The organism is Tenacibaculum sp. SM2510 (assembly GCF_057002845.1).
In genome coordinates, this window is record NZ_CP192703.1 from 1,156,711 (window position 1) to 1,180,385 (window position 23,675).

A 23,675-nucleotide genomic window follows, 5' to 3' on the forward strand; every position below is an offset into this window, starting at 1 on the left:
AGCCCCATTAGCAACTGTAAATGTTTCATCTGCCTCATCAATCGTATCTAATGTCGTTGGTACACTTACTGTTCCTGTGGTTGCTCCTGCTGGAACCGTTACCACAACATCTGTAGTGGTATAATCTGCTGTTCCTGCTGTTCCGTTGGTTAAGGTAAACGTATAGTCTACCGCCACTGCACTGGCATTGCTTAACGTGAATGGAAACTCTACTGGGCTTTCCTCTGTTGCACTCGCATCTGTGATTGCCGTTACTGTTGGTGCTGCGTCATTATCCACAATTGTTCCTGTGGCATTTATAGCCCCATTAGCAACTGTAAATGTTTCATCTGCCTCATCAATCGTATCTAATGTCGTTGGTACACTTACTGTTCCTGTGGTTGCTCCTGCTGGAACCGTTACCACAACATCTGTAGTGGTATAATCTGCTGTTCCTGCTGTTCCGTTGGTTAAGGTAAACGTATAGTCTACCGCCACTGCACTGGCATTGCTTAACGTGAATGGAAACTCTACTGGGCTTTCCTCTGTTGCACTCGCATCTGTGATTGCCGTTACTGTTGGTGCTGCGTCATTATCCACAATTGTTCCTGTGGCATTTATAGCCCCATTAGCAACTGTAAATGTTTCATCTGCCTCATCAATCGTATCTAATGTCGTTGGTACACTTACTGTTCCTGTGGTTGCTCCTGCTGGAACCGTTACCACAACATCTGTAGTGGTATAATCTGCTGTTCCTGCTGTTCCGTTGGTTAAGGTAAACGTATAGTCTACCGCCACTGCACTGGCATTGCTTAACGTGAATGGAAACTCTACTGGGCTTTCCTCTGTTGCACTCGCATCTGTGATTGCCGTTACTGTTGGTGCTGCGTCATTATCCACAATTGTTCCTGTGGCATTTATAGCCCCATTAGCAACTGTAAATGTTTCATCTGCCTCATCAATCGTATCTAATGTCGTTGGTACACTTACTGTTCCTGTGGTTGCTCCTGCTGGAACCGTTACCACAACATCTGTAGTGGTATAATCTGCTGCTCCTGCTGTTCCGTTGGTTAAGGTAAACGTATAGTCTACCGCCACTGCACTGGCATTGCTTAACGTGAATGGAAACTCTACTGGGCTTTCCTCTGTTGCACTCGCATCTGTGATTGCCGTTACTGTTGGTGCTGCGTCATTATCCACAATTGTTCCTGTGGCATTTATAGCCCCATTAGCAACTGTAAATGTCTCATCTGCCTCATCAATCGTATCTAATGTCGTTGGTACACTTACTGTTCCTGTGGTTGCTCCTGCTGGAACCGTTACCACAACATCTGTAGTGGTATAATCTGCTGCTCCTGCTGTTCCGTTGGTTAAGGTAAACGTATAGTCTACCGCCACTGCACTGGCATTGCTTAACGTGAATGGAAACTCTACTGGGCTTTCCTCTGTTGCACTCGCATCTGTGATTGCCGTTACTGTTGGTGCTGCGTCATTATCCACAATTGTTCCTGTGGCATTTATAGCCCCATTAGCAACTGTAAATGTTTCATCTGCCTCATCAATCGTATCTAATGTCGTTGGTACACTTACTGTTCCTGTGGTTGCTCCTGCTGGAACCGTTACCACAACATCTGTAGTGGTATAATCTGCTGTTCCTGCTGTTCCGTTGGTTAAGGTAAACGTATAGTCTACCGCCACTGCACTGGCATTGCTTAACGTGAATGGAAACTCTACTGGGCTTTCCTCTGTTGCACTCGCATCTGTGATTGCCGTTACTGTTGGTGCTGCGTCATTATCCACAATTGTTCCTGTGGCATTTATAGCCCCATTAGCAACTGTAAATGTTTCATCTGCCTCATCAATCGTATCTAATGTCGTTGGTACACTTACTGTTCCTGTGGTTGCTCCTGCTGGAACCGTTACCACAACATCTGTAGTGGTATAATCTGCTGTTCCTGCTGTTCCGTTGGTTAAGGTAAACGTATAGTCTACCGCCACTGCACTGGCATTGCTTAACGTGAATGGAAACTCTACTGGGCTTTCCTCTGTTGCACTCGCATCTGTGATTGCCGTTACTGTTGGTGCTGCGTCATTATCCACAATTGTTCCTGTGGCATTTATAGCCCCATTAGCAACTGTAAATGTTTCATCTGCCTCATCAATCGTATCTAATGTCGTTGGTACACTTACTGTTCCTGTGGTTGCTCCTGCTGGAACCGTTACCACAACATCTGTAGTGGTATAATCTGCTGCTCCTGCTGTTCCGTTGGTTAAGGTAAACGTATAGTCTACCGCCACTGCACTGGCATTGCTTAACGTGAATGGAAACTCTACTGGGCTTTCCTCTGTTGCACTCGCATCTGTGATTGCCGTTACTGTTGGTGCTGCGTCATTATCCACAATTGTTCCTGTGGCATTTATAGCCCCATTAGCAACTGTAAATGTTTCATCTGCCTCATCAATCGTATCTAATGTCGTTGGTACACTTACTGTTCCTGTGGTTGCTCCTGCTGGAACCGTTACCACAACATCTGTAGTGGTATAATCTGCTGTTCCTGCTGTTCCGTTGGTTAAGGTAAACGTATAGTCTACCGCCACTGCACTGGCATTGCTTAACGTGAATGGAAACTCTACTGGGCTTTCCTCTGTTGCACTCGCATCTGTGATTGCCGTTACTGTTGGTGCTGCGTCATTATCCACAATTGTTCCTGTGGCATTTATAGCCCCATTAGCAACTGTAAATGTTTCATCTGCCTCATCAATCGTATCTAATGTCGTTGGTACACTTACTGTTCCTGTGGTTGCTCCTGCTGGAACCGTTACCACAACATCTGTAGTGGTATAATCTGCTGCTCCTGCTGTTCCGTTGGTTAAGGTAAACGTATAGTCTACCGCCACTGCACTGGCATTGCTTAACGTGAATGGAAACTCTACTGGGCTTTCCTCTGTTGCACTCGCATCTGTGATTGCCGTTACTGTTGGTGCTGCGTCATTATCCACAATTGTTCCTGTGGCATTTATAGCCCCATTAGCAACTGTAAATGTTTCATCTGCCTCATCAATCGTATCTAATGTCGTTGGTACACTTACTGTTCCTGTGGTTGCTCCTGCTGGAACCGTTACCACAACATCTGTAGTGGTATAATCTGCTGCTCCTGCTGTTCCGTTGGTTAAGGTAAACGTATAGTCTACCGCCACTGCACTGGCATTGCTTAACGTGAATGGAAACTCTACTGGGCTTTCCTCTGTTGCACTCGCATCTGTGATTGCCGTTACTGTTGGTGCTGCGTCATTATCCACAATTGTTCCTGTGGCATTTATAGCCCCATTAGCAACTGTAAATGTTTCATCTGCCTCATCAATCGTATCTAATGTCGTTGGTACACTTACTGTTCCTGTGGTTGCTCCTGCTGGAACCGTTACCACAACATCTGTAGTGGTATAATCTGCTGTTCCTGCTGTTCCGTTGGTTAAGGTAAACGTATAGTCTACCGCCACTGCACTGGCATTGCTTAACGTGAATGGAAACTCTACTGGGCTTTCCTCTGTTGCACTCGCATCTGTGATTGCCGTTACTGTTGGTGCTGCGTCATTATCCACAATTGTTCCTGTGGCATTTATAGCCCCATTAGCAACTGTAAATGTTTCATCTGCCTCATCAATCGTATCTAATGTCGTTGGTACACTTACTGTTCCTGTGGTTGCTCCTGCTGGAACCGTTACCACAACATCTGTAGTGGTATAATCTGCTGTTCCTGCTGTTCCGTTGGTTAAGGTAAACGTATAGTCTACCGCCACTGCACTGGCATTGCTTAACGTGAATGGAAACTCTACTGGGCTTTCCTCTGTTGCACTCGCATCTGTGATTGCCGTTACTGTTGGTGCTGCGTCATTATCCACAATTGTTCCTGTGGCATTTATAGCCCCATTAGCAACTGTAAATGTTTCATCTGCCTCATCAATCGTATCTAATGTCGTTGGTACACTTACTGTTCCTGTGGTTGCTCCTGCTGGAACCGTTACCACAACATCTGTAGTGGTATAATCTGCTGTTCCTGCTGTTCCGTTGGTTAAGGTAAACGTATAGTCTACCGCCACTGCACTGGCATTGCTTAACGTGAATGGAAACTCTACTGGGCTTTCCTCTGTTGCACTCGCATCTGTGATTGCCGTTACTGTTGGTGCTGCGTCATTATCCACAATTGTTCCTGTGGCATTTATAGCCCCATTAGCAACTGTAAATGTTTCATCTGCCTCATCAATCGTATCTAATGTCGTTGGTACACTTACTGTTCCTGTGGTTGCTCCTGCTGGAACCGTTACCACAACATCTGTAGTGGTATAATCTGCTGCTCCTGCTGTTCCGTTGGTTAAGGTAAACGTATAGTCTACCGCCACTGCACTGGCATTGCTTAACGTGAATGGAAACTCTACTGGGCTTTCCTCTGTTGCACTCGCATCTGTGATTGCCGTTACTGTTGGTGCTGCGTCATTATCCACAATTGTTCCTGTGGCATTTATAGCCCCATTAGCAACTGTAAATGTTTCATCTGCCTCATCAATCGTATCTAATGTCGTTGGTACACTTACTGTTCCTGTGGTTGCTCCTGCTGGAACCGTTACCACAACATCTGTAGTGGTATAATCTGCTGTTCCTGCTGTTCCGTTGGTTAAGGTAAACGTATAGTCTACCGCTACTGCACTGGCATTGCTTAACGTGAATGGAAACTCTACTGGGCTTTCCTCTGTTGCACTCGCATCTGTGATTGCCGTTACTGTTGGTACTGCGTCATTATCCACAATTGTTCCTGTGGCATTTATAGCCCCATTAGCAACTGTAAATGTTTCATCTGCCTCATCAATCGTATCTAATGTCGTTGGTACACTTACTGTTCCTGTGGTTGCTCCTGCTGGAACCGTTACCACAACATCTGTAGTGGTATAATCTGCTGCTCCTGCTGTTCCGTTGGTTAAGGTAAACGTATAGTCTACCGCCACTGCACTGGCATTGCTTAACGTGAATGGAAACTCTACTGGGCTTTCCTCTGTTGCACTCGCATCTGTGATTGCCGTTACTGTTGGTGCTGCGTCATTATCCACAATTGTTCCTGTGGCATTTATAGCCCCATTAGCAACTGTAAATGTTTCATCTGCCTCATCAATCGTATCTAATGTCGTTGGTACACTTACTGTTCCTGTGGTTGCTCCTGCTGGAACCGTTACCACAACATCTGTAGTGGTATAATCTGCTGTTCCTGCTGTTCCGTTGGTTAAGGTAAACGTATAGTCTACCGCCACTGCACTGGCATTGCTTAACGTGAATGGAAACTCTACTGGGCTTTCCTCTGTTGCACTCGCATCTGTGATTGCCGTTACTGTTGGTGCTGCGTCATTATCCACAATTGTTCCTGTGGCATTTATAGCCCCATTAGCAACTGTAAATGTTTCATCTGCCTCATCAATCGTATCTAATGTCGTTGGTACACTTACTGTTCCTGTGGTTGCTCCTGCTGGAACCGTTACCACAACATCTGTAGTGGTATAATCTGCTGCTCCTGCTGTTCCGTTGGTTAAGGTAAACGTATAGTCTACCGCCACTGCACTGGCATTGCTTAACGTGAATGGAAACTCTACTGGGCTTTCCTCTGTTGCACTCGCATCTGTGATTGCCGTTACTGTTGGTGCTGCGTCATTATCCACAATTGTTCCTGTGGCATTTATAGCCCCATTAGCAACTGTAAATGTCTCATCTGCCTCATCAATCGTATCTAATGTCGTTGGTACACTTACTGTTCCTGTGGTTGCTCCTGCTGGAACCGTTACCACAACATCTGTAGTGGTATAATCTGCTGTTCCTGCTGTTCCGTTGGTTAAGGTAAACGTATAGTCTACCGCCACTGCACTGGCATTGCTTAACGTGAATGGAAACTCTACTGGGCTTTCCTCTGTTGCACTCGCATCTGTGATTGCCGTTACTGTTGGTGCTGCGTCATTATCCACAATTGTTCCTGTGGCATTTATAGCCCCATTAGCAACTGTAAATGTTTCATCTGCCTCATCAATCGTATCTAATGTCGTTGGTACACTTACTGTTCCTGTGGTTGCTCCTGCTGGAACCGTTACCACAACATCTGTAGTGGTATAATCTGCTGTTCCTGCTGTTCCGTTGGTTAAGGTAAACGTATAGTCTACCGCCACTGCACTGGCATTGCTTAACGTGAATGGAAACTCTACTGGGCTTTCCTCTGTTGCACTCGCATCTGTGATTGCCGTTACTGTTGGTGCTGCGTCATTATCCACAATTGTTCCTGTGGCATTTATAGCCCCATTAGCAACTGTAAATGTTTCATCTGCCTCATCAATCGTATCTAATGTCGTTGGTACACTTACTGTTCCTGTGGTTGCTCCTGCTGGAACCGTTACCACAACATCTGTAGTGGTATAATCTGCTGTTCCTGCTGTTCCGTTGGTTAAGGTAAACGTATAGTCTACCGCCACTGCACTGGCATTGCTTAACGTGAATGGAAACTCTACTGGGCTTTCCTCTGTTGCACTCGCATCTGTGATTGCCGTTACTGTTGGTTGACACACTATAATCGAATCTTCAGAAGCAGCATTACTTTCACAACCACTTATTGTTTGTGTTACTGTATATGTTGCTGTGTTACTGACTGTTATACTTTCTGTTGTTTCCGCTGTACTCCATAATAAACTTCCTGTATAGTTACCTGCAGTTAATGTACTAGTACCATTACAGTTATCTACTACTGTGATTGTTGGTGTAGCTGGTGTTGCATTAATTGTTACTGCTACATCAGAGCTGTTTGGGCACGTTCCTGACGTAGTATACGTTACTGTATATGCCCCTGGTGTTGATGTACTAACATCAATCGCTCCTGTTCCTGCTGTAATGTTCAAGCCCGCTGATGAACTAAATGTTCCGCCTGCTAATCCTGTAATCGTAGGTGTTGGGTCCGATGCATCTGCACAATAAGCTGCTGCGCTGTAATTAAAACCTGCATCGTCTAAAGCATTAACCGTTACAGTTTCTGTTGCTTCTTCTGCACAGCCCCCTACTGAAGTAACAGTATAGGTAATAGTCGATGAACCTGCGCTAACACCTGTTACGACTCCTGATGAATTTACAGTAGCTACCGCTGTATTTGAACTAGTCCAGGTTCCTCCTGCATCTCCATCAGAGGTTAAGTTAAGCGTTTGTGTAGTACAAACTTCTGTACCTCCACTTATGGTTCCTGCATTTACTGTGGGGTTAACAGTGGTTACGTTCGCTGTATTCCCCTGCCCTTGATCTGCACCAATATCGGCTGTACCTCCAGAGTTCACTAAATTAGGAACACCATTAGCATCAACTCCTCCGCTGATTGCTCCTGCTGACAAATCTGATACATTTACATCTTCATCTCCTTCTACAGCATCAAAACAACCATCGTTGTCTGAATCGGTATCTAAATAATCTGGTATGCTGTCTCCATCTGTATCAACACAAGTGGAATAAATTGTAGCTAAACCACTAATACTATCTGGCCCTGAAGCATCAGGGTTTATAACATTAAAGCTATTTGTACCTGCTAAAAATGAAATGGTATTAAAAGCCCCACCTCCTCTTATTTGCATTAACTCTAAAGATGTTGAAGTTGTTGATCTGGTACCCCTAACGATTACGGCTCCTGCAGAATTAATTTCTACCTGTAATCTTGGCAAACTATTTGAATTTGCCGTCCAAGGTGTTCCCATCAAAGAATTGTCTGAGGCAAATTCCATAATTACCTCTCCAGCATTTATAAAATTTTCTAATTGTAGTATATTATTGGCATTTAAGCCTCCTCCATTTACTTCTATCGCTACAGAGTTGTCTATGTAATCAAAATCAAAAATAGCAAAAGAAACATCTGTTTCACTAAAACTAGTAGTGCTTCCTCCGTCTCCACCAGATATAAGATACCTGTTTGTTGTACAAGCTCCTTCTGAGGTATCTAAAATACCATCGTTATCATCATCTAAATCTTGGCTATCTACCACACCGTCTCCATCAGAATCTACGGCAGTACCGTTTATCGTGATTATTAAATTAGCATCATCGGTGCTTGTACCATCAGATAAAATGTAGTAAAAATTTTCGGTAAGGGTACTTCCTAATGGTAAATTGTAAACTGTTGAGTTACCAGTATCTACCGCATAAGAATAACTTCCGTCTGAGTTTACGGTTATTGTACCGTATAACCCTGCATAAGAAACACCAACGTTAGCTGGTGATGAGCTAACTACATCTAAACCTAACTCGGTTATAGAAATAGTTGAAGCGCCCTCCCAAAAAATATCTGAGATTCCACCGATTTGAGCCTCTGGATCAAGGTTAGTAACATCAGGCCCGTAATTGTAACTTATTCTCAATTGGTTTATTGCCCCCGTAAACACCACATTTATATTTCCTGTAGCTTCAGTTGTTGGCGCAGAACCTGTACCGTAAAAGGTTGGAGCTCCTGTATCTACTACTCCTGCAGTTGTTACATAACTAAAATCTACAGGTGTACCTGCTAAACTTCCTTCTACCGTAAATTGATCTTGCCACGTATCTCCTTGAGAATAATCGGTATCAACCAGTAAAAATCCTAAATTAAAAACAGCTTGGTCAAAATCAATAACCACCTCTGATTTTGCTCCAGCTACAGGAGTCGAAGGAGCATCAATTTGATATAGTAAATATCCTGTGTGCCCTCCGTTGGTATTAGCTGTTAATACTGCTTGGTTAATTGCTGAAGGACCTAAGCTAGCATCTGTATTATTCGTGAAATTTAATGTAACCCCATCAACAACTCTTGTTGTTCCTGCTATTAACGCTTGATTAGCATACTCATTTTCCCAAACTAGTGTAGACAACCCTCTATCAATAGCATCTGCTCCTAATGGTCCTGCATCGGTTATAATATTACCTATTGCTGTGTTGCTAACATTTACTGTTACACTATCTTCATTATCTAATGCATTTGGTGCATCTGTAACCCCTACAATATTAATAGTTAAAATACCTGTATCTTGAATAGCAGCGTTATCTGTTATTGTGTATGAAAAAATATCTTGTAATATTTCAAGGTCATTAAGCCCTGTTACTGTTGGATCTGTTTCATCTACATCGTAGGTATAGGTACCATCTGCTTGCATTGTAATAGAACCAAATAGCGTTTTATAAGGCACACCTATAGCTGATGTATATAAGTTTACATCTAAAACCTGGTGAGGAAAGTTACCTGGGTCTATTTCATCATCATTTGTTGTAATGTCACCCGAAATTGTACCTGTACTACCTGCTGAGATGGTATTGGCATCATCTGCTACATAGTTTGCTTCAGTATCTAAACGAGAACCAATATACGTACGTGCTACCGCTGATTGAATATCTGCCTCATCAGTTACAGTAACATTATAAATGGTATATCCTTTTGTAAATGGATCATCGAAAGTACCAAAGCTAAAATCGTTTAAAACCAATTGCATCACACCTACTGGCATGATTACAGGGGTATTCGTAGCAACTCCATCTACCGCAATAATATCAAACGTTGTGAGCCCTGTTTGCGTAATTCTAATAAGAGTTACTCCGTATAAAAAATAATGTGTTTGATTTGTTCCTGCACTACCATAGGTAAAAGTTACAGGCGTTCCACCATTAGTGTTACCATCTGCACTATTTATATAAGTAAATTCAGTAGGATCGATTACCCCAGTAACCGTTATTTGCGCCGACTTAATAAAACCTGTATCGGATGTAACCGAAGCCGTGTGGACATTATATTCAGTTGCTGTTGCTGGCTGACCTACTGAAACCGAATTAATACCTGCTGTACCTGTATTTAAATCTACCACCGGCGCAGCAAACATTGCTGAAGAAATGCTTACCGAGGTTGTGCTTATTGTATTTTTTTCTAAGTAACCTTTCCACCAACTAGGACTAATAAACTCAGTAGAGTTAATAGTTTTAATAGGGTTAGTAGGGTTACCATAAGAAAAGATGGTAACGAATAAAAAAATAAGTAATATAGATGCTACATTCCGAGGACTTAAATGGTATTTTTTTTTCATAAAAAGCACTTTAAAATTATTCCCAGCATTTTATTGCTGTATTATATATATACGATAAAACCAAACATTTGGTTTTAATAAAAAATCGTTTTCTAATTATTTATTTTGTCGCTAAAAAGGTTATAAACCTACAAACCCTCTCTTAAACAAACCCAATACAAACAAAAATACTAAAAAAAAATAAAAACTTTATGTTTTTATTAACATTTCACAAACAACTTTAATCCCATACCTCTAAGCAGTAATTAATAACGGATAACTAAAAAAAACCATAACTAACTAGCCTTGAATAAACTAATAGCAAATATAACGTAAAACAACAGGTAAATACATTTAAAAACTTACTGCGCCTAATTTTTATTAACAAAACAACTAAACTTAATCTAAAAAAATGATAGAAAGCTTCTCTTTTCAGGTTTGTTCTAAAAAGAACCACAAGGGCTTGTGCTCTTACTAAGAGAAGCTATAATGAGGTATTTACTTTAAGGGGTATTTGGTGGTTACCAACAATAGTTATGACACTCTTTTTTTTAAATAGTCACAACAAAAACAAAAAAAACCTCAAAAAAGTTTTTTTGAGGTTTTTTAATCTAAATATTTTCTTAAAATTATACGATGCTCTGGCAATGCTTTATCATAGTCATTAATTAACAACTCTACTATTTCAGGTGGTTTTAAACCAACTTCGTGTTTTGATTTATACTTTGAAACATATAAGTTATAGGTTTCTTTATTTTTTTCGAATATTAAAAAATGTTGTTCGTTTAATATTGAAAAACATATGTCATTTCCTGAAAAAGCTTCTGATTTGTCTTTTACAAAATCAGAGAACTCATAATATCTAAAAACATTTTCCATACTAAACGATCTCTGCTGATAAACCTAATTGTAACAATTTAGAACACATAGCCTCTAACTCTTTATAACCCCCTGTTTTTACAGCGCATTTTCCTTTATAATGAACCAAAAACGAACATTGTTCTGCTTGCTCTAAAGTATGCTCACAAACATCTACTAAGCTATCAATTACATGATCGAAAGTATTTACATCATCATTATGCAAAATAATTTCATGCTTTTTTGTTTCTTCAATTAAGACATCTAGCTCTTCTTGTATTTTTTCTATTGTACTCATCTACGCTATTTTTGATACTGCAAAGCTACCCAATTATTTCTGTTAATTGTTTTATTTAATGTTAAACCGTGCTTTGACACCTCAGCATCTATAATAGAAATATCTTCTTTATAGAATCCACTTAACAATAAAACTCCGTTTTCGTTTAAGCAACTTGTATATATTTTCATATCGCTTAACAAAATATTACGATTAATATTTGCAATGATAACGTCATACTTTTTATTCATTAAAAGAGAAGAATCACCTTCATAAACGGTAATATTTTCACAGCCGTTTCTTTGAACGTTTTCTAACGAATTTTCGTAACACCAAGCATCAATATCTATAGCATCAATTGGGTTAGCTCCTTTCATTTCGGCAAAAATTGCTAAAATTCCGGTTCCGCACCCCATATCTAACACCTTTTTATTAGTTACATTTAAATTAATTAAATGTTGCACCATCATATGTGTTGTTTCATGATGCCCTGTACCAAAACTCATTTTTGGTTCTATAATAATGTCGTACTTTAAGTTTGGGTTTTCATGAAATGGCGCTCTAATACTTACCAAATCATCAACCTGAATTTGATTAAAGTTCTTTTCCCACTCGGCATTCCAATTTGTTTGTGCGATTTCATTGTGTTTAAAATCGATTGAAAATACATCAGATTTTAAAATAAAAATATCTTCTAATATATTTTCTTTCCAATCGTTTTTTTGAATGTATGCTGTAACACCTGTTTCATTTTCTACAAAACTTTCAAAACCAACTTCACCTAATTCGGCGATTAAAATTTCTGTTCCTGGTTCTTTAGGTGTTATATCAAAAATATACTCTATATAAATATTATCCATTAAATTGATTTAATTATCGCTATAAAATCATCAGCTTTTAAGGCTGCTCCGCCGATTAAGCCGCCGTCAACATCTGTTTTCGAAAAAATTTCTTTTGCATTTGCTGGCTTTACACTTCCACCATATAAAATTGAAATATTTTCAGCTACTTCACTCCCATATTCTTTTGCCATAATTTCTCTAACAAAAGCATGCATTTCTTGTGCTTGCTCTGGCGATGCTGTTTCACCAGTACCAATTGCCCAAACTGGTTCGTAAGCTAATATAACTTTAGAAAAATCACTTTTATTTAAATGAAATAATCCTTTTTTTAATTGATTTTCAACAACTTTAAAATGATTTTCTGATTTTCGATCTTCTAAAACCTCTCCAAAACAAAAAATTATTTCTAAATTATTTTCTAATGCTGCGGTTACTTTTTGAGCAAGAACCTCATTTGTTTCTCCGAAATATTCTCTACGCTCTGAATGACCAAGAATAACAAGGTTTAATCCTAAAGAAGTTAGCATATCGGCAGAAACCTCGCCTGTAAAAGCACCACTTTGAGATTGGTGCATATTTTGAGCTGCTACTTCAATTTCAGATTTTTTAGTTCTTTTAATTGCTGTATTTAAATTCACAAAACTAGGTGCAATAATTACTCTTACATCTTCTCTTAATTGTTTTTTTGTGCCCTTTTTTATCTGCTTGATTAACGTTTTAGTGTCATCAATATTTTTGTTCATCTTCCAATTACCTGCAACTATCTTTTTTCTCAAAATCACTTTATAATTTATATTCTTATTACTGTTTTAATGCAGCTTCTATTCTCGGATCATTAGACTCTGCTACATGCGCTAAAGATGTAATACCTAATTCATTAACTACCATATAAGTTGGTACATCTTTTATACCCAGCCCTTTTGCAAAGCCACCTTTAAGAGATGTTGGCAAGAAATAATGATCTCCTTCTATATTAAAAAATCGTTCTTTCCCTTTTTTCCACTGCTCAATTGTTTTATCTATTGATAAAAATACAAAGACAACCTCAGGATTTTCTGCTTTCAACTTTTTTATTGCTGGTATTCCTAGAATGCATTCTGCACACCACGAAGCACAAAGTTCGAACATTATTTTCTTCCCTTTATGTTTCGCTAAAATTTCTTTAAACGTTATTGATTCTTCATCTAATGTTAAAAATTTTTCATTTAAAACACCTTCAGGGAAGGCCGCTGGCCTCTTGCTGTTACAAGATACTAGTAAAACAAAAACGAAGAGGTAAATAATTTTTTTCATGGTTTTTATATTTTAATGAAATATAGCTGCTAAAAATACGTTATTTTTTTAATTCATTAACAATTATATTGTCCGTTACTTTGGTTTTATTAAAAACAACTATTTTACCTTCTTCATTAATCAATAAATAACGAGGAATCCAACTTAAGCCTAAAAACTTTGCGAAACTACCTTCCCAACCAGACTTCATAAAGTAATGTTGGCCTTTTAACTTTAGTCTTTTAACCCCCTCTTTCCATGAATCTAAATCTCTATCTAACGAAAGGTATAAATATACAACGTCGCTATTTTTTTCTTGCTGCTTTTTAACATCCGGTAAGTTTTCAAGGCAATCCTTACACCAAGAAGCCCAAACATCAATCACTATTTTTTTACCTTTATTTTTGGCTAAAATTTCTTTGAACTTTACTTCTTCGTTATTTATAGACGTAAAAACGTCGTTTAATGCTTGTTCAGAAAACTCGGTAGGGTTTTCAACAGAACAGCCTACTAACAGCATTGTTATAAAAACTAATACGATACTTTTTTTCATACTTATTTAATCTTATTTTTAATTTTATTAGACACACTTGACGATTTAAAAAGTTTAATTTCTCCTTTTTCATCAATAATCATAAACCTAGGAATTGTTTTTAGTTTTAAAAATGCTCCTAACTTTCCTTTTCCTTTCTTAGGGATGTAATAATGTTGGCCTTTTACTTTAATATTATCAAGTCCTCTTTTCCAGTCGAAATAAGAATGGTCTACTGACAAAAAAACATATTTAATTGACGGATTCTCCTCTTGTAATGCGGCAACATCTTTAAAACTATCTTGACTTACAGGGCAATACGTAGCAAAAACTTGTACAAACTGTTTCGTTCCTTTATTTTTTGCTAAGACCTCTCGTAATGTGATAGAATCTCTTTTTGTTGTTACCAATTTCTCATCTAATGCTTCTTTATTAAAAGATGTTGGCTGAAAAGCTGCACAACTATTTAACGTTAAAAGAATTATCAATACTAAAAATATTTTCATTTTAATTTAATTTAATTTAATTCGCGGGTCTAACCAACTGTAAATAACATCAACCAATATATTTATCAATATAAATAATGTTGCAACGACTAACACACTTCCCATTATTACAGGTAAATCTAACGTGTTAAGCGAGTTTACTATCTCTTTTCCTAAACCGTTCCAATTAAAAATATACTCCACAAAGACAGCTCCTGCTAACATCGATGCAAACCAACCCGAAATTGCTGTTACAACCGGATTTAAAGAGTTTTTTAATGCGTGTTTACGAATTACCTGATACATGGTTAATCCTTTTGCTTTGGCCGTTCTTATATAATCTTGATTCATCGTTTCTAACAACGAATTACGCATTAATTGTATTACTACTGCTAACGGTCGAATACCTAATACAATTGCAGGCAACAACAAGTTTTTCCATTGAATACGCATTCCTTCTCCGAAATCATCAACTTCATACAAACTACCGGTCATCTCTAAACCAGTATATTCATGCAAAACAAATCCGAAAAACCAAGCAAATAAAATTGCGGAGAAGAAAGAAGGCACACTCATACCTAAAGTACTAATTATCGCTATAATTCTGTCGAAAAAAGTATCTTTATACAAGGCTGATAAAATCCCTAAAACAATGCCTAAAAGCAACGCTATTACAATTGCAAAAATTGCCAAAACAGCGGTATTAGGTAAGGTTTCTGAAATTACTTCAGATACATTCTTTCCGTTTTTTTGAAATGATTGCCGCAAATATGGATATTTAACTACCAAAGTTAAGTCCCCTATTGAAAACAGTTTTTGAGCAGTATATTTTTCTTCGGATAAAAAAGTATAATCATCAACACTTTTACTATGTAACGACAGCGGTGAAACATCATTTAAGTAATATAAATACTGTGTAAATATAGGTTTATCGAAACCATACTTTTGCCGTATATTCTCAAGCTGCTCAGTATCTTCTCGCTGGTCTAACATCATTCTTGCCGGATCGCCTGGCAACACATTAAATAAAAAGAAAATTACCGTAACAACCCCAAATAAGGTTAAGAATCCGTAGAAAATTTTATTAATTACATATTGAAACATATATAACAAAGATAAAAGAAAGTGTTAAAAAAGTGTACTTTTGCGTAACTTTTACAACAACACATGACTACACAACAATTAGTTAACGAAATTAAAAGAAAAAAATCGTTTTTATGCATCGGTTTAGATGTCGATTTAACTAAAATACCGCAACATTTATTACAAGAAGAAGATCCTATTTTTGCCTTTAACAAAGCAATTATTGATGCTACTCACCATTTATGTGTTGCCTACAAACCCAATACTGCTTTTTATGAAGCTTACGGAATAAAAGGTTGGAAATCTCTTGAAAAAACAATAAAATACTTAAACGAAAAGCATCCTGAAATTTTCACCATTGCAGATGCTAAACGTGGTGATATCGGTAATACCTCAACGAGGTATGCAAAAGCTTTTTTTGAAGATTTAGCGTTCGATTCAGTTACCGTGGCACCATATATGGGAAAAGATTCTGTAGAGCCTTTTTTAGCTTTTAAAGATAAACACACCATTATGCTGGCGTTAACATCTAACCAAGGTGCATTCGATTTTCAAACACTAAGTGTTAATAATAATGAATTATATAAAGAAGTTTTAAAGGTATCAAAAAACTGGGAAAACTCAGGGAATTTAATGTATGTTGTGGGTGCTACCAAAGCCGAATACTTTAAAGAAATTAGAAAAATTGTTCCTGATAGTTTTTTACTAGTTCCTGGTGTTGGCGCACAAGGCGGAAATCTACAAGATGTTTGTAAATATGGAATGAACGAAAATGTAGGTTTACTTATTAATTCTTCTCGCGGAATTATTTACGCATCTAACAACGAAAATTTTGCTAGTGAAGCTGCTAAAAAAGCAGAAGAATTACAGTTACAAATGAGTGCTATTTTAAATTAAAAATATGGAGTTCAAAGACCAAATAAATAGAGTTTTTGAATTACCAAAAACTCCTAAAAGAATAATCTCCTTAGTTCCTAGTCAAACAGAATTATTGGTTGATTTAGGCTTAGAAGAATTTATCGTTGGTGTTACAAAATTCTGCATCCATCCAACTTATCTGAGAAAAAACAAAACAATTGTTGGTGGTACAAAAACCATTAATATTGATAAAATTAAGGCTTTAAACCCTGACATTATTCTTTGTAATAAAGAAGAGAACACTAAAGAAATCGTTGAAGCTTGCGAGAAGATTGCACCAACACATGTTTCTGATATTTTTACTCTTGATGATTCAAAAGAACTAATACTTCAATATGGAGAAATTCTTTCTTGTAAAAAACAAGCAAATAAAATAGCAGAAGAGCTAGATAAAAAACTAAATGAATTTAAGCTATTTATAAAAACTAAAACTGAGAAAAAAGTTGCTTATTTTATTTGGAAAGAACCCTGGATGGTTGCAGGAAACAATACTTTTATCAACCACCTTTTAGAGTTAAATAAGTTTCATAATATTTACACCAATAAAGAGCGTTATCCAGAAATAGATTTACAAAGTATTATTGAAAATAGCGAACCAGATTTAATATTACTTTCATCAGAACCATATCCTTTTAAAGAAAAACACATTAAAGAGCTAAAAAGACATTGTAATAATGCTAAAGTAATTTTAGTTGATGGCGAAATGTTCTCGTGGTACGGCAGTAGGCTACTAAAGTCTTTTGATTATTTTAAAGAGTTACACAAAATAACTTGATGCATCTTTATCTAAATACTTAACTCTATTTAACTTTTCTAGCACTTGCATTGCTTTAAAAGCCGAACGATCACTTTTGCACTCATCTTCATACTTATAATCATTCGCTCTTTCAACCAGTTTACGATATCTTTCTTCTAGGTGCTTTCTATATGTTTGTAGTTGATTAATTCTTGACATTTTAATTTTAGTTATGCGAGTTATAAATATACATAAATATTTGAATTACAACTACATAAAAAAAAATCTACTTTAAAAAAAAGGGTTTTTCCTATTCTAACAAAAAAAGTCTCACAAATTTGTGAGACTTTTTTTGTTTAATTATTTAGACAAATATCTTATTAATCTTGCAATGCAAATACCTGGCGTAATAAAGCTGTATTACGCAAACCTGCTTTCTCTCGAATTCCTTTTTCTTCGACTGCGATCATCGTAAAAACCCCTTTTAAAGCTTGCCCTGTAACATAATCTGTTAAATCTGGATTTACTCTTTTTACAAAAGGAATACTATTGTATTTATTAATCAAGTTCGACCAAATTTTATCGGCTCCTACTTTTGCAAAAGAATTTTTAATAACCGGATTAAATTGATTGTATAAAGCTGTATTTGTTTTCCCTTTTAAATAAGAAGTCGCTGCATTTTTATCACCCAATAAGATGTTTTTAGCATCGTTAAAACTTATTTCTTTAACTGCGTTTACAAAAATTGGCGTTGCTGTTTTAACAGCATCTTCTGCAGTTCTGTTAATTGCTTTTAACCCTTCATCTGCTAAATTACTTAAACCTATCTTACGTAATCCTTTATCTACCGCTTGTAATTCTTTTGGTAAAATAATTTTCACTAGTTTATTTCTATAAAAACCATCTTTCGCTGTTAATTTAGAAACCTGATTTTTTATTCCATTATCTAATGCCTGGCGCAAACCATTTCCTATTTGCTGCTGTGATAAAACGCCTCCTTGTGGTAACTGATTTACTACTTTCTGTAATTCTGCGCATCCTGTAAGTAAAACAACAAATGCTATTGCTATGATTTTTTTCATGTTTAGTTAATTTATATTTTTAGAAATTAGTAATTGTTCTACTATTTAAAGCTGTCTGTTTTTTTATCATAACCATAAGGGCAGTGTTTACAGCCACTTTTGCAACAATAACCACGTCTTACGTGATACGCTTCTTTAAAAACCCTATATCCGTCTTCATTAATATAATACTCTTCAGGAGTTGCTCTTAAAATCTCATTTATCATAGTACAAATATCAAAAAAAGATACATTAAATCAGCATTTATTAACTGTTGATTTAATGTATCTCTTTATTTTTTATGGAAGAATTATTTATTCTCTTCCTTTTTCTGGCGGATATTTAGCCATTATTTCATTCACAAATTCTTTAACGCGAGCTTCTCTTTTTTCAACACTACTCATTCTTAACGCTCCAGTTCCTACTCCTTGCCAAACCAATTCTTTCTTTTTCGCATCTAACAAATCAACAAACAAAGTTCCTTCTGTATGCTGAGAAACGCTCATTCGATTCATCCCATAATAATATGGATAATAAAATCCGCCATACATATTATCATTTATATTGATTTTTTCACGCGACTTTGTAAACAGACTTACCAAAACATCTGGTGTGGCAGATTTTGTCATTCCTTTTGCCATTAATTCTGATTCAACAGCACGCATAATTCGTTTTTTATCTAAATCTGAAATAGCTGCTTTATCGATGCCTTTTTTATAGAAAGCAAACGTTTTGTATTGATTAAAATCAACTTTTGTATCATAATCTGTTGTTACTTTAACAGAGCTACATGATGTGATAATTAAAACGATGATTGGCAAAAAAAGTAATTTTATAATTTTCATTTTCTTAGGATTTACATATTTTCAAACAATGCATCATCCACTAAATTAGGAAGGGTAACTTGCAAGTCTTTTTCTGATTTCATTGCTCTTTTAATTGCAAAAACAGCCTCTTCATTTCTTGCCCAACTTCTTCTTGCTATTCCGTTATTAACATCCCAGAAAAGCATTGATTTTAAGCGTCTTGATGCACTCTTAGATCCATCAAGAAGCATGCCAAATCCACCATTAATAACTTCTCCCCAGCCAACGCCACCACCATTATGAATAGAAACCCAGGTAGCACCTCTAAAGCTATCGCCAATTACGTTTTGTATTGCCATGTCTGCCGTGTAGCGAGAGCCATCGTAAATATTAGACGTTTCACGATACGGTGAATCGGTACCAGATACATCGTGATGATCACGACCCAACACTACATTTCCTATTTTACCTTTCTTAATAGCTTTATTAAAAGCTTCAGCAATTTTCGTTCGCCCTTCTGCATCAGCATATAAAATACGTGCTTGCGAGCCCACTACTAATTTATTTTCTTGAGCTCCTTTTATCCACTGAATATTATCAGTCATTTGTTGTTGAATTTCTTCTGGAGAATTCTTCTTTAATTTTTCTAAAACCTTACAAGCAATCGCATCTGTTGTAGCTAAATCTTCTGGGTTTCCTGAAGCACACACCCAACGAAATGGTCCGAAACCATAATCAAAACACATAGGTCCCATAATATCTTGTACATAACTGGGGTACTTGAATTCTCTACCAATTGTAGGATTATCTGACATGACATCGGCTCCTGCCCTGCTTGCTTCTAATAAAAATGCATTTCCGTAATCGAAGAAATAGGTTCCTTTTAAAGTATGCTTATTAATTGCTTTTGCATGACGACGCAATGTTGACTGTACTTTCTCTTTAAACAATTCTGGCTCGTTAGCCATCATTTCATTAGCATCTTCAAAAGAAATATCTACAGGGTAATAACCACCAGCCCAAGGATTGTGCAATGATGTTTGGTCTGAACCTAAATCGACATGAATATTTACTTCATCGAATTTCTCCCAAACATCAACAATATTACCTAAATAAGCAATTGATACTGTTTCTTGACTTTCTTTCGCTGATTTTACTCTAGCAACCAATGCATCTAAATTCGTTATTTTTTCATCAATCCATCCTTGTGCTAAACGGATTTCTGTAATCTTCGGATTCACTTCAGCACACACCGTTATACAACCTGCAATACTTCCAGCTTTTGGTTGTGCTCCACTCATTCCGCCTAAACCTGCTGTTAAAAACAAGTTTCCTTTTGGTGTTTTATTGATTTTCCTAAATGCATTTAATACTGTAATCGTAGTTCCATGTACAATTCCCTGCGGCCCGATATACATATAACTACCCGCCGTCATTTGGCCGTATTGAGTAACGCCTAACGCATTGAATTTTTCTAAATCATCTGGTTTCGAGTAATTCGGAATCATCATTCCGTTAGTAACCACCACTCTTGGTGCATCTTTATGCGAAGGAAATAAACCCATCGGATGCCCAGAATACATCGTTAATGTTTGGCTATCTGTCATTTTAGACAAATATTGCATCGTTAATAAATATTGTGCCCAGTTAGAAAACACAGCGCCGTTTCCTCCATATGTAATCAGTTCATGTGGATGTTGTGCTACTGCATAATCTAAATTATTTTGAATCATTAACATGATTGCTTTTGCCTGCGTACATTTACCTGGATATTCGTTAATATCTCTTGCGTGCATTTTATACGTAGGACGAAAACGGTACATATAAATTCTACCATACTCTTTTAATTCTTCAGCAAACTCAGGTACTAAAACTTCGTGGTGTTTTTTATCAAAATATCGTAAGGCATTTCTTAATGCTAACTTTTTTTCTTCAGCCGTTAAAATATCTTTACGTTTTGGCGCTCTGTTTATTGAAGAATCATAAACTGGCATTTCTGGTAACTCGCTTGGAATACCTTGTTTTATTTGTTTTTTAAATGACATCATAATTTCTTTTTTAACGAACTGTAAACTCTCTATTTTTAACCATACTTATTAATGCATTTATATCATCTTTAAGTACACGGTCTTCTTCTAATTTAGCTACTTTATTTCTAATAATTTTAAAATTCTCTTCTATTATAGGAGAAAATGTATTGGGTCTTCTAAAATCCATCGCCTGTGCTGCATACATAAATTCAATAGCTAAAATTTTATCTATATTCCCCAATATTTGATTGAATTTTCGCCCAGAAATACTTCCCATAGAAACATGATCTTCTTGTCCTAATGAAGTTGGAACACTATCTGCCGAAGGCGGAAAACATAATGATTTATTTTCTGTAACTAAAGCGGCGGTAGTGTATTGCGGAATCATAAACCCCGAATTTAAACCACCTGCTTCTGTTAATAATCTTGGTAAACCGTGCTTTCCTTCTAATAATAAATAACAACGTCTGTCTGCAATATTCCCTAACTCTGATGCAGCTATTGATGTGTAATCTAACGCCATTGCTAAAGGCTGCCCGTGAAAGTTACCTCCGGATATTGCTTCTGTTTCACTTAACACAATAGGGTTGTCGGTCACGGAATTCATTTCTATTTCGGCTAATTCAAACAAATGCACATACGCATTTCTAGATGCTCCATGTACTTGCGGCATGCAACGTATTGAATACGGATCTTGCACTCTTGGAAAACTATCATCAGCTGCGTTTTCAGAATCTTTCAGCAACATACGCATGCGTTCTGCTACTTTTAAGTTTCCTTTAAACGGACGAATTAAATGCAGTTCTTCTTTAAATGGTGACACATTTCCTGAATACCCTTCTAAGGTCATTGCTCCAGTAACATCTGCTAAATCTAATACATACTCCATTTTATTCAACCCTAAAATAGCATGTGCTAAAATAAATTGCGTCCCGTTTATTAAGCCTAAACCTTCTTTAGCCATTAAAGTTAATGGTTCTAAATTATATTTTTTTAAGATTTCCTTTGCAGAAATTACTTCTCCTTTTTGCCAAAATTCTCCCTCTCCTAATAACGGTAAAAAAAGATGAGACAATGGTGCTAAATCTCCTGAAGCACCCACTGATCCTTGCTCTGGAACTACCGGTAATAAATCATTTTCTATAAAATAAATAATACGTTCAATTAACTCTAAACGGACTCCTGAAAAACCTTGACAAAGTGCATGCACTTTACAAATCATCATAATTTTAGATAATTTTTTATCAATAGGATCCCCAACTCCAACAGCATGAGTAATTAACAAGTTTTCTTGTAACTTACTTGTTTCCGCAGGTGAAATTTGCACATCACATAAAGGGCCAAAACCAGTGTTTATTCCGTAAGTAGCAACATCTGAATTTGCCATCACCTCTACCTTCCTTCTACATTCATTAACCTTCTTTTCTGCATCGCTCGTAATCACTGCTTTTAAAGTGCCTTCTGCAATTGCAATTACTATATTTACAGTTAATTTATCTACTCCGTATTTAAACATCGGCTTTTGTTTTATTTTTAACAAAGTTATTTTTATTTTTGATAACCAACAAGACTTATAAAGTTATCAATTAATAACCATGAGTAATCAAATAGAATTACGTCATTTACGCTATTTTTTAGCAGTTGCTGAAGATTTACACTTTAGAAAAGCTGCTGAACGGCTTTTTATTTCTCAACCAGGTTTGAGCAGGCAGATAAAGCAAATGGAAGAAGATTTAGAAATTCAGTTATTTGTTCGTCATAATAGAAAGGTAGCATTAACCGAAGCAGGAATATATCTTAAAACCGAACTTACTCAGAGCTTAAAAAACCTCAACCATGCTTTTGAGAATGCTAAACTTTTGCAAGACGGAAAAGATGGTCATTTAAACTTTGGTTATGTTGGTTCTGCAATGCAAAATATTATTCCCAATTTATTGGTTGAGTTTAAAAAAGAATATCCAAATGTTCAGTTCGGATTAAAAGAAATGGATAATAAAAAACAGATAGACAGTTTACTTTCTAATGATATTGATGTAGGTTTTGTAAGGCTAGATCGTGTACCTAGAGGACTTGCGATAAAACCTATTTTAAAAGAATCGTTTTGTTTAGTTTTACCTAAAAATCATCCTGTAAATGAAAATAATTTTAAAGGACTACATCAACTAAAAAATGAATCTTTTATTCTTTTTGATCCTTCTTACAGTCCGTCTTATTTTGAAAAGGTTATGCAAATTTTCGATGATAGTAATTTTACACCCATTGTTACGCACAATACAATTCATGCTGCATCTATTTACAAACTAGTAGAAAATAATTTTGGCTTATCAATTGTTCCTAAATCATTACAACACGGGTATGATATGAGTGTAAAATTTATTGAGCTTAAAAACATACCGCAACGCACCACTTTATCAGTGGTTTGGGATAAGAATAATAGAAATCCGATTTTAAAATCACTTCTAAATAATATTACTTCATAAATAGTTACGATATAAATGAGTATTTTTACCTATAAATTTCTCATAATCACTTATGATTCTCGTTTCTAAACGCATGGTTCCTAAAGGGTTTGTTGGGGTAACCCTATATCCTTTTATCTTTTTAAAAAGAAAAGATTTAAAGTACAACGCCGAACTTGTAAATCACGAAAAAATACATTTAGAGCAACAACGAGAGCTTTTTATCATCTTCTTTTTTATATTTTATTTTATAGAATGGT

18 protein-coding genes (1 of these 18 running past the window's edge) are annotated in these 23,675 nt (G+C 36.6%); 3 read left to right on the forward strand and 15 right to left on the reverse strand.

Going from position 1 to position 23,675, the window contains the following annotated elements; genetic code table 11:
- The 9 genes from ACQ629_RS05145 to ACQ629_RS05185 all read right to left on the reverse strand — a co-directional run.
- A protein-coding gene (locus ACQ629_RS05145; RefSeq protein WP_483706876.1) for a Calx-beta domain-containing protein crosses the window boundary here: on the reverse strand, positions 1 to 10,077 show its beginning. Its footprint begins 19,875 nt before the window's first position; only the first 10,077 of its 29,952 coding nucleotides appear in the window; its start codon is at positions 10,075 to 10,077; its stop codon lies beyond the left edge, outside the window.
- 585 nt (positions 10,078 to 10,662) lie between these two features.
- Positions 10,663 to 10,935 carry a hypothetical protein gene (locus ACQ629_RS05150; protein WP_483706877.1) on the reverse strand — a complete coding sequence of 91 codons (273 nt, stop codon included), beginning with the start codon at positions 10,933 to 10,935 and terminating at the stop codon, positions 10,663 to 10,665.
- 1 nt (position 10,936) lies between these two features.
- Positions 10,937 to 11,212, reverse strand: a complete 276-nt coding sequence (locus ACQ629_RS05155) for an ATP-dependent Clp protease adaptor ClpS (protein WP_483706878.1) — start codon at positions 11,210 to 11,212, stop codon at positions 10,937 to 10,939.
- Between the two features lie 5 nt (positions 11,213 to 11,217).
- Positions 11,218 to 12,051: a 50S ribosomal protein L11 methyltransferase gene (gene prmA / locus ACQ629_RS05160; protein WP_483706879.1), complete on the reverse strand. Its 834-nt coding sequence runs from the start codon at positions 12,049 to 12,051 to the stop codon at positions 11,218 to 11,220.
- Complete coding sequence (gene tpiA, locus ACQ629_RS05165) at positions 12,051 to 12,809, reverse strand: triose-phosphate isomerase (RefSeq protein ID WP_483706880.1); 759 nt, start codon at positions 12,807 to 12,809, stop codon at positions 12,051 to 12,053. The genes prmA and tpiA overlap by 1 nt, the downstream gene beginning before the upstream one ends.
- A gap of 25 nt (positions 12,810 to 12,834) precedes the next feature.
- Complete coding sequence (locus tag ACQ629_RS05170) at positions 12,835 to 13,326, reverse strand: TlpA family protein disulfide reductase (RefSeq protein ID WP_483706881.1); 492 nt, start codon at positions 13,324 to 13,326, stop codon at positions 12,835 to 12,837.
- Positions 13,327 to 13,366: 40 nt separating this feature from the next.
- Positions 13,367 to 13,858, reverse strand: coding sequence for a TlpA family protein disulfide reductase (locus ACQ629_RS05175; protein ID WP_483706882.1), 492 nt, complete (start codon positions 13,856 to 13,858; stop codon positions 13,367 to 13,369).
- A gap of 2 nt (positions 13,859 to 13,860) precedes the next feature.
- A complete protein-coding gene (locus tag ACQ629_RS05180; protein ID WP_483706883.1) occupies positions 13,861 to 14,343 on the reverse strand; it encodes a TlpA family protein disulfide reductase in 483 nt (160 codons plus the stop codon).
- A gap of 6 nt (positions 14,344 to 14,349) precedes the next feature.
- Entirely contained in the window at positions 14,350 to 15,426 is a 1,077-nt protein-coding gene (locus tag ACQ629_RS05185) for an ABC transporter permease (protein WP_483706884.1), read from the reverse strand.
- A gap of 63 nt (positions 15,427 to 15,489) precedes the next feature.
- Between ACQ629_RS05185 and pyrF the strand changes: the two genes are divergently transcribed.
- Positions 15,490 to 16,302 carry an orotidine-5'-phosphate decarboxylase gene (pyrF, locus tag ACQ629_RS05190; RefSeq protein WP_483706885.1) on the forward strand — a complete coding sequence of 271 codons (813 nt, stop codon included), beginning with the start codon at positions 15,490 to 15,492 and terminating at the stop codon, positions 16,300 to 16,302.
- A 4-nt stretch (positions 16,303 to 16,306) separates the two neighbouring features.
- On the forward strand, positions 16,307 to 17,098 hold the full coding sequence (locus tag ACQ629_RS05195; protein WP_483706886.1) for an ABC transporter substrate-binding protein: 792 nt from the start codon (positions 16,307 to 16,309) through the stop codon (positions 17,096 to 17,098).
- Here the strand turns inward: ACQ629_RS05195 and ACQ629_RS05200 are convergent.
- From ACQ629_RS05200 to hutH, 6 genes are all read right to left on the reverse strand, one after another.
- On the reverse strand, positions 17,081 to 17,278 hold the full coding sequence (locus tag ACQ629_RS05200) for a Lacal_2735 family protein (RefSeq protein WP_483706887.1): 198 nt from the start codon (positions 17,276 to 17,278) through the stop codon (positions 17,081 to 17,083). The genes ACQ629_RS05195 and ACQ629_RS05200 overlap by 18 nt on opposite strands.
- Before the next feature lie 161 nt (positions 17,279 to 17,439).
- The gene (locus ACQ629_RS05205; protein WP_483706888.1) at positions 17,440 to 18,141 is read right to left on the reverse strand and encodes a DUF4197 domain-containing protein; all 702 of its coding nucleotides are present in this window, start codon (positions 18,139 to 18,141) and stop codon (positions 17,440 to 17,442) included.
- A 41-nt stretch (positions 18,142 to 18,182) separates the two neighbouring features.
- A complete protein-coding gene (locus ACQ629_RS05210) occupies positions 18,183 to 18,347 on the reverse strand; it encodes a DUF5522 domain-containing protein (RefSeq protein WP_483706889.1) in 165 nt (54 codons plus the stop codon).
- Between the two features lie 87 nt (positions 18,348 to 18,434).
- On the reverse strand, positions 18,435 to 18,965 hold the full coding sequence (locus ACQ629_RS05215) for a DUF4136 domain-containing protein (protein WP_483706890.1): 531 nt from the start codon (positions 18,963 to 18,965) through the stop codon (positions 18,435 to 18,437).
- Positions 18,966 to 18,976: 11 nt separating this feature from the next.
- Positions 18,977 to 20,971 carry a urocanate hydratase gene (locus ACQ629_RS05220; RefSeq protein WP_483707166.1) on the reverse strand — a complete coding sequence of 665 codons (1,995 nt, stop codon included), beginning with the start codon at positions 20,969 to 20,971 and terminating at the stop codon, positions 18,977 to 18,979.
- A gap of 13 nt (positions 20,972 to 20,984) precedes the next feature.
- Positions 20,985 to 22,472 (reverse strand): histidine ammonia-lyase, encoded by a 1,488-nt coding sequence (hutH, locus tag ACQ629_RS05225; RefSeq protein ID WP_483706891.1) that lies wholly within the window; start codon positions 22,470 to 22,472, stop codon positions 20,985 to 20,987.
- A gap of 79 nt (positions 22,473 to 22,551) precedes the next feature.
- Here hutH and ACQ629_RS05230 point away from each other — a divergent pair, with 79 nt between their 5' ends.
- Positions 22,552 to 23,436, forward strand: coding sequence for a LysR family transcriptional regulator (locus ACQ629_RS05230; protein ID WP_483706892.1), 885 nt, complete (start codon positions 22,552 to 22,554; stop codon positions 23,434 to 23,436).
- Positions 23,437 to 23,675: the final 239 nt, after the last annotated feature.

Bases quoted from the DNA above. Each gene is read 5' to 3' on its own strand.
- ACQ629_RS05150 (WP_483706877.1), bottom strand. From the start codon at position 10,935: ATGGAAAATGTTTTTAGATATTATGAGTTCTCTGATTTTGTAAAAGAC.
- ACQ629_RS05155 (WP_483706878.1), bottom strand. From the start codon at position 11,212: ATGAGTACAATAGAAAAAATACAAGAAGAGCTAGATGTCTTAATTGAA.
- prmA (WP_483706879.1), bottom strand. From the start codon at position 12,051: ATGGATAATATTTATATAGAGTATATTTTTGATATAACACCTAAAGAA.
- ACQ629_RS05170 (WP_483706881.1), bottom strand. From the start codon at position 13,326: ATGAAAAAAATTATTTACCTCTTCGTTTTTGTTTTACTAGTATCTTGT.
- ACQ629_RS05175 (WP_483706882.1), bottom strand. From the start codon at position 13,858: ATGAAAAAAAGTATCGTATTAGTTTTTATAACAATGCTGTTAGTAGGC.
- ACQ629_RS05180 (WP_483706883.1), bottom strand. From the start codon at position 14,343: ATGAAAATATTTTTAGTATTGATAATTCTTTTAACGTTAAATAGTTGT.
- ACQ629_RS05185 (WP_483706884.1), bottom strand. From the start codon at position 15,426: ATGTTTCAATATGTAATTAATAAAATTTTCTACGGATTCTTAACCTTA.
- pyrF (WP_483706885.1), top strand. From the start codon at position 15,490: ATGACTACACAACAATTAGTTAACGAAATTAAAAGAAAAAAATCGTTT.
- ACQ629_RS05195 (WP_483706886.1), top strand. From the start codon at position 16,307: ATGGAGTTCAAAGACCAAATAAATAGAGTTTTTGAATTACCAAAAACT.
- ACQ629_RS05200 (WP_483706887.1), bottom strand. From the start codon at position 17,278: ATGTCAAGAATTAATCAACTACAAACATATAGAAAGCACCTAGAAGAA.
- ACQ629_RS05205 (WP_483706888.1), bottom strand. From the start codon at position 18,141: ATGAAAAAAATCATAGCAATAGCATTTGTTGTTTTACTTACAGGATGC.
- ACQ629_RS05210 (WP_483706889.1), bottom strand. From the start codon at position 18,347: ATGATAAATGAGATTTTAAGAGCAACTCCTGAAGAGTATTATATTAAT.
- ACQ629_RS05215 (WP_483706890.1), bottom strand. From the start codon at position 18,965: ATGAAAATTATAAAATTACTTTTTTTGCCAATCATCGTTTTAATTATC.
- ACQ629_RS05220 (WP_483707166.1), bottom strand. From the start codon at position 20,971: ATGTCATTTAAAAAACAAATAAAACAAGGTATTCCAAGCGAGTTACCA.
- hutH (WP_483706891.1), bottom strand. From the start codon at position 22,472: ATGTTTAAATACGGAGTAGATAAATTAACTGTAAATATAGTAATTGCA.
- ACQ629_RS05230 (WP_483706892.1), top strand. From the start codon at position 22,552: ATGAGTAATCAAATAGAATTACGTCATTTACGCTATTTTTTAGCAGTT.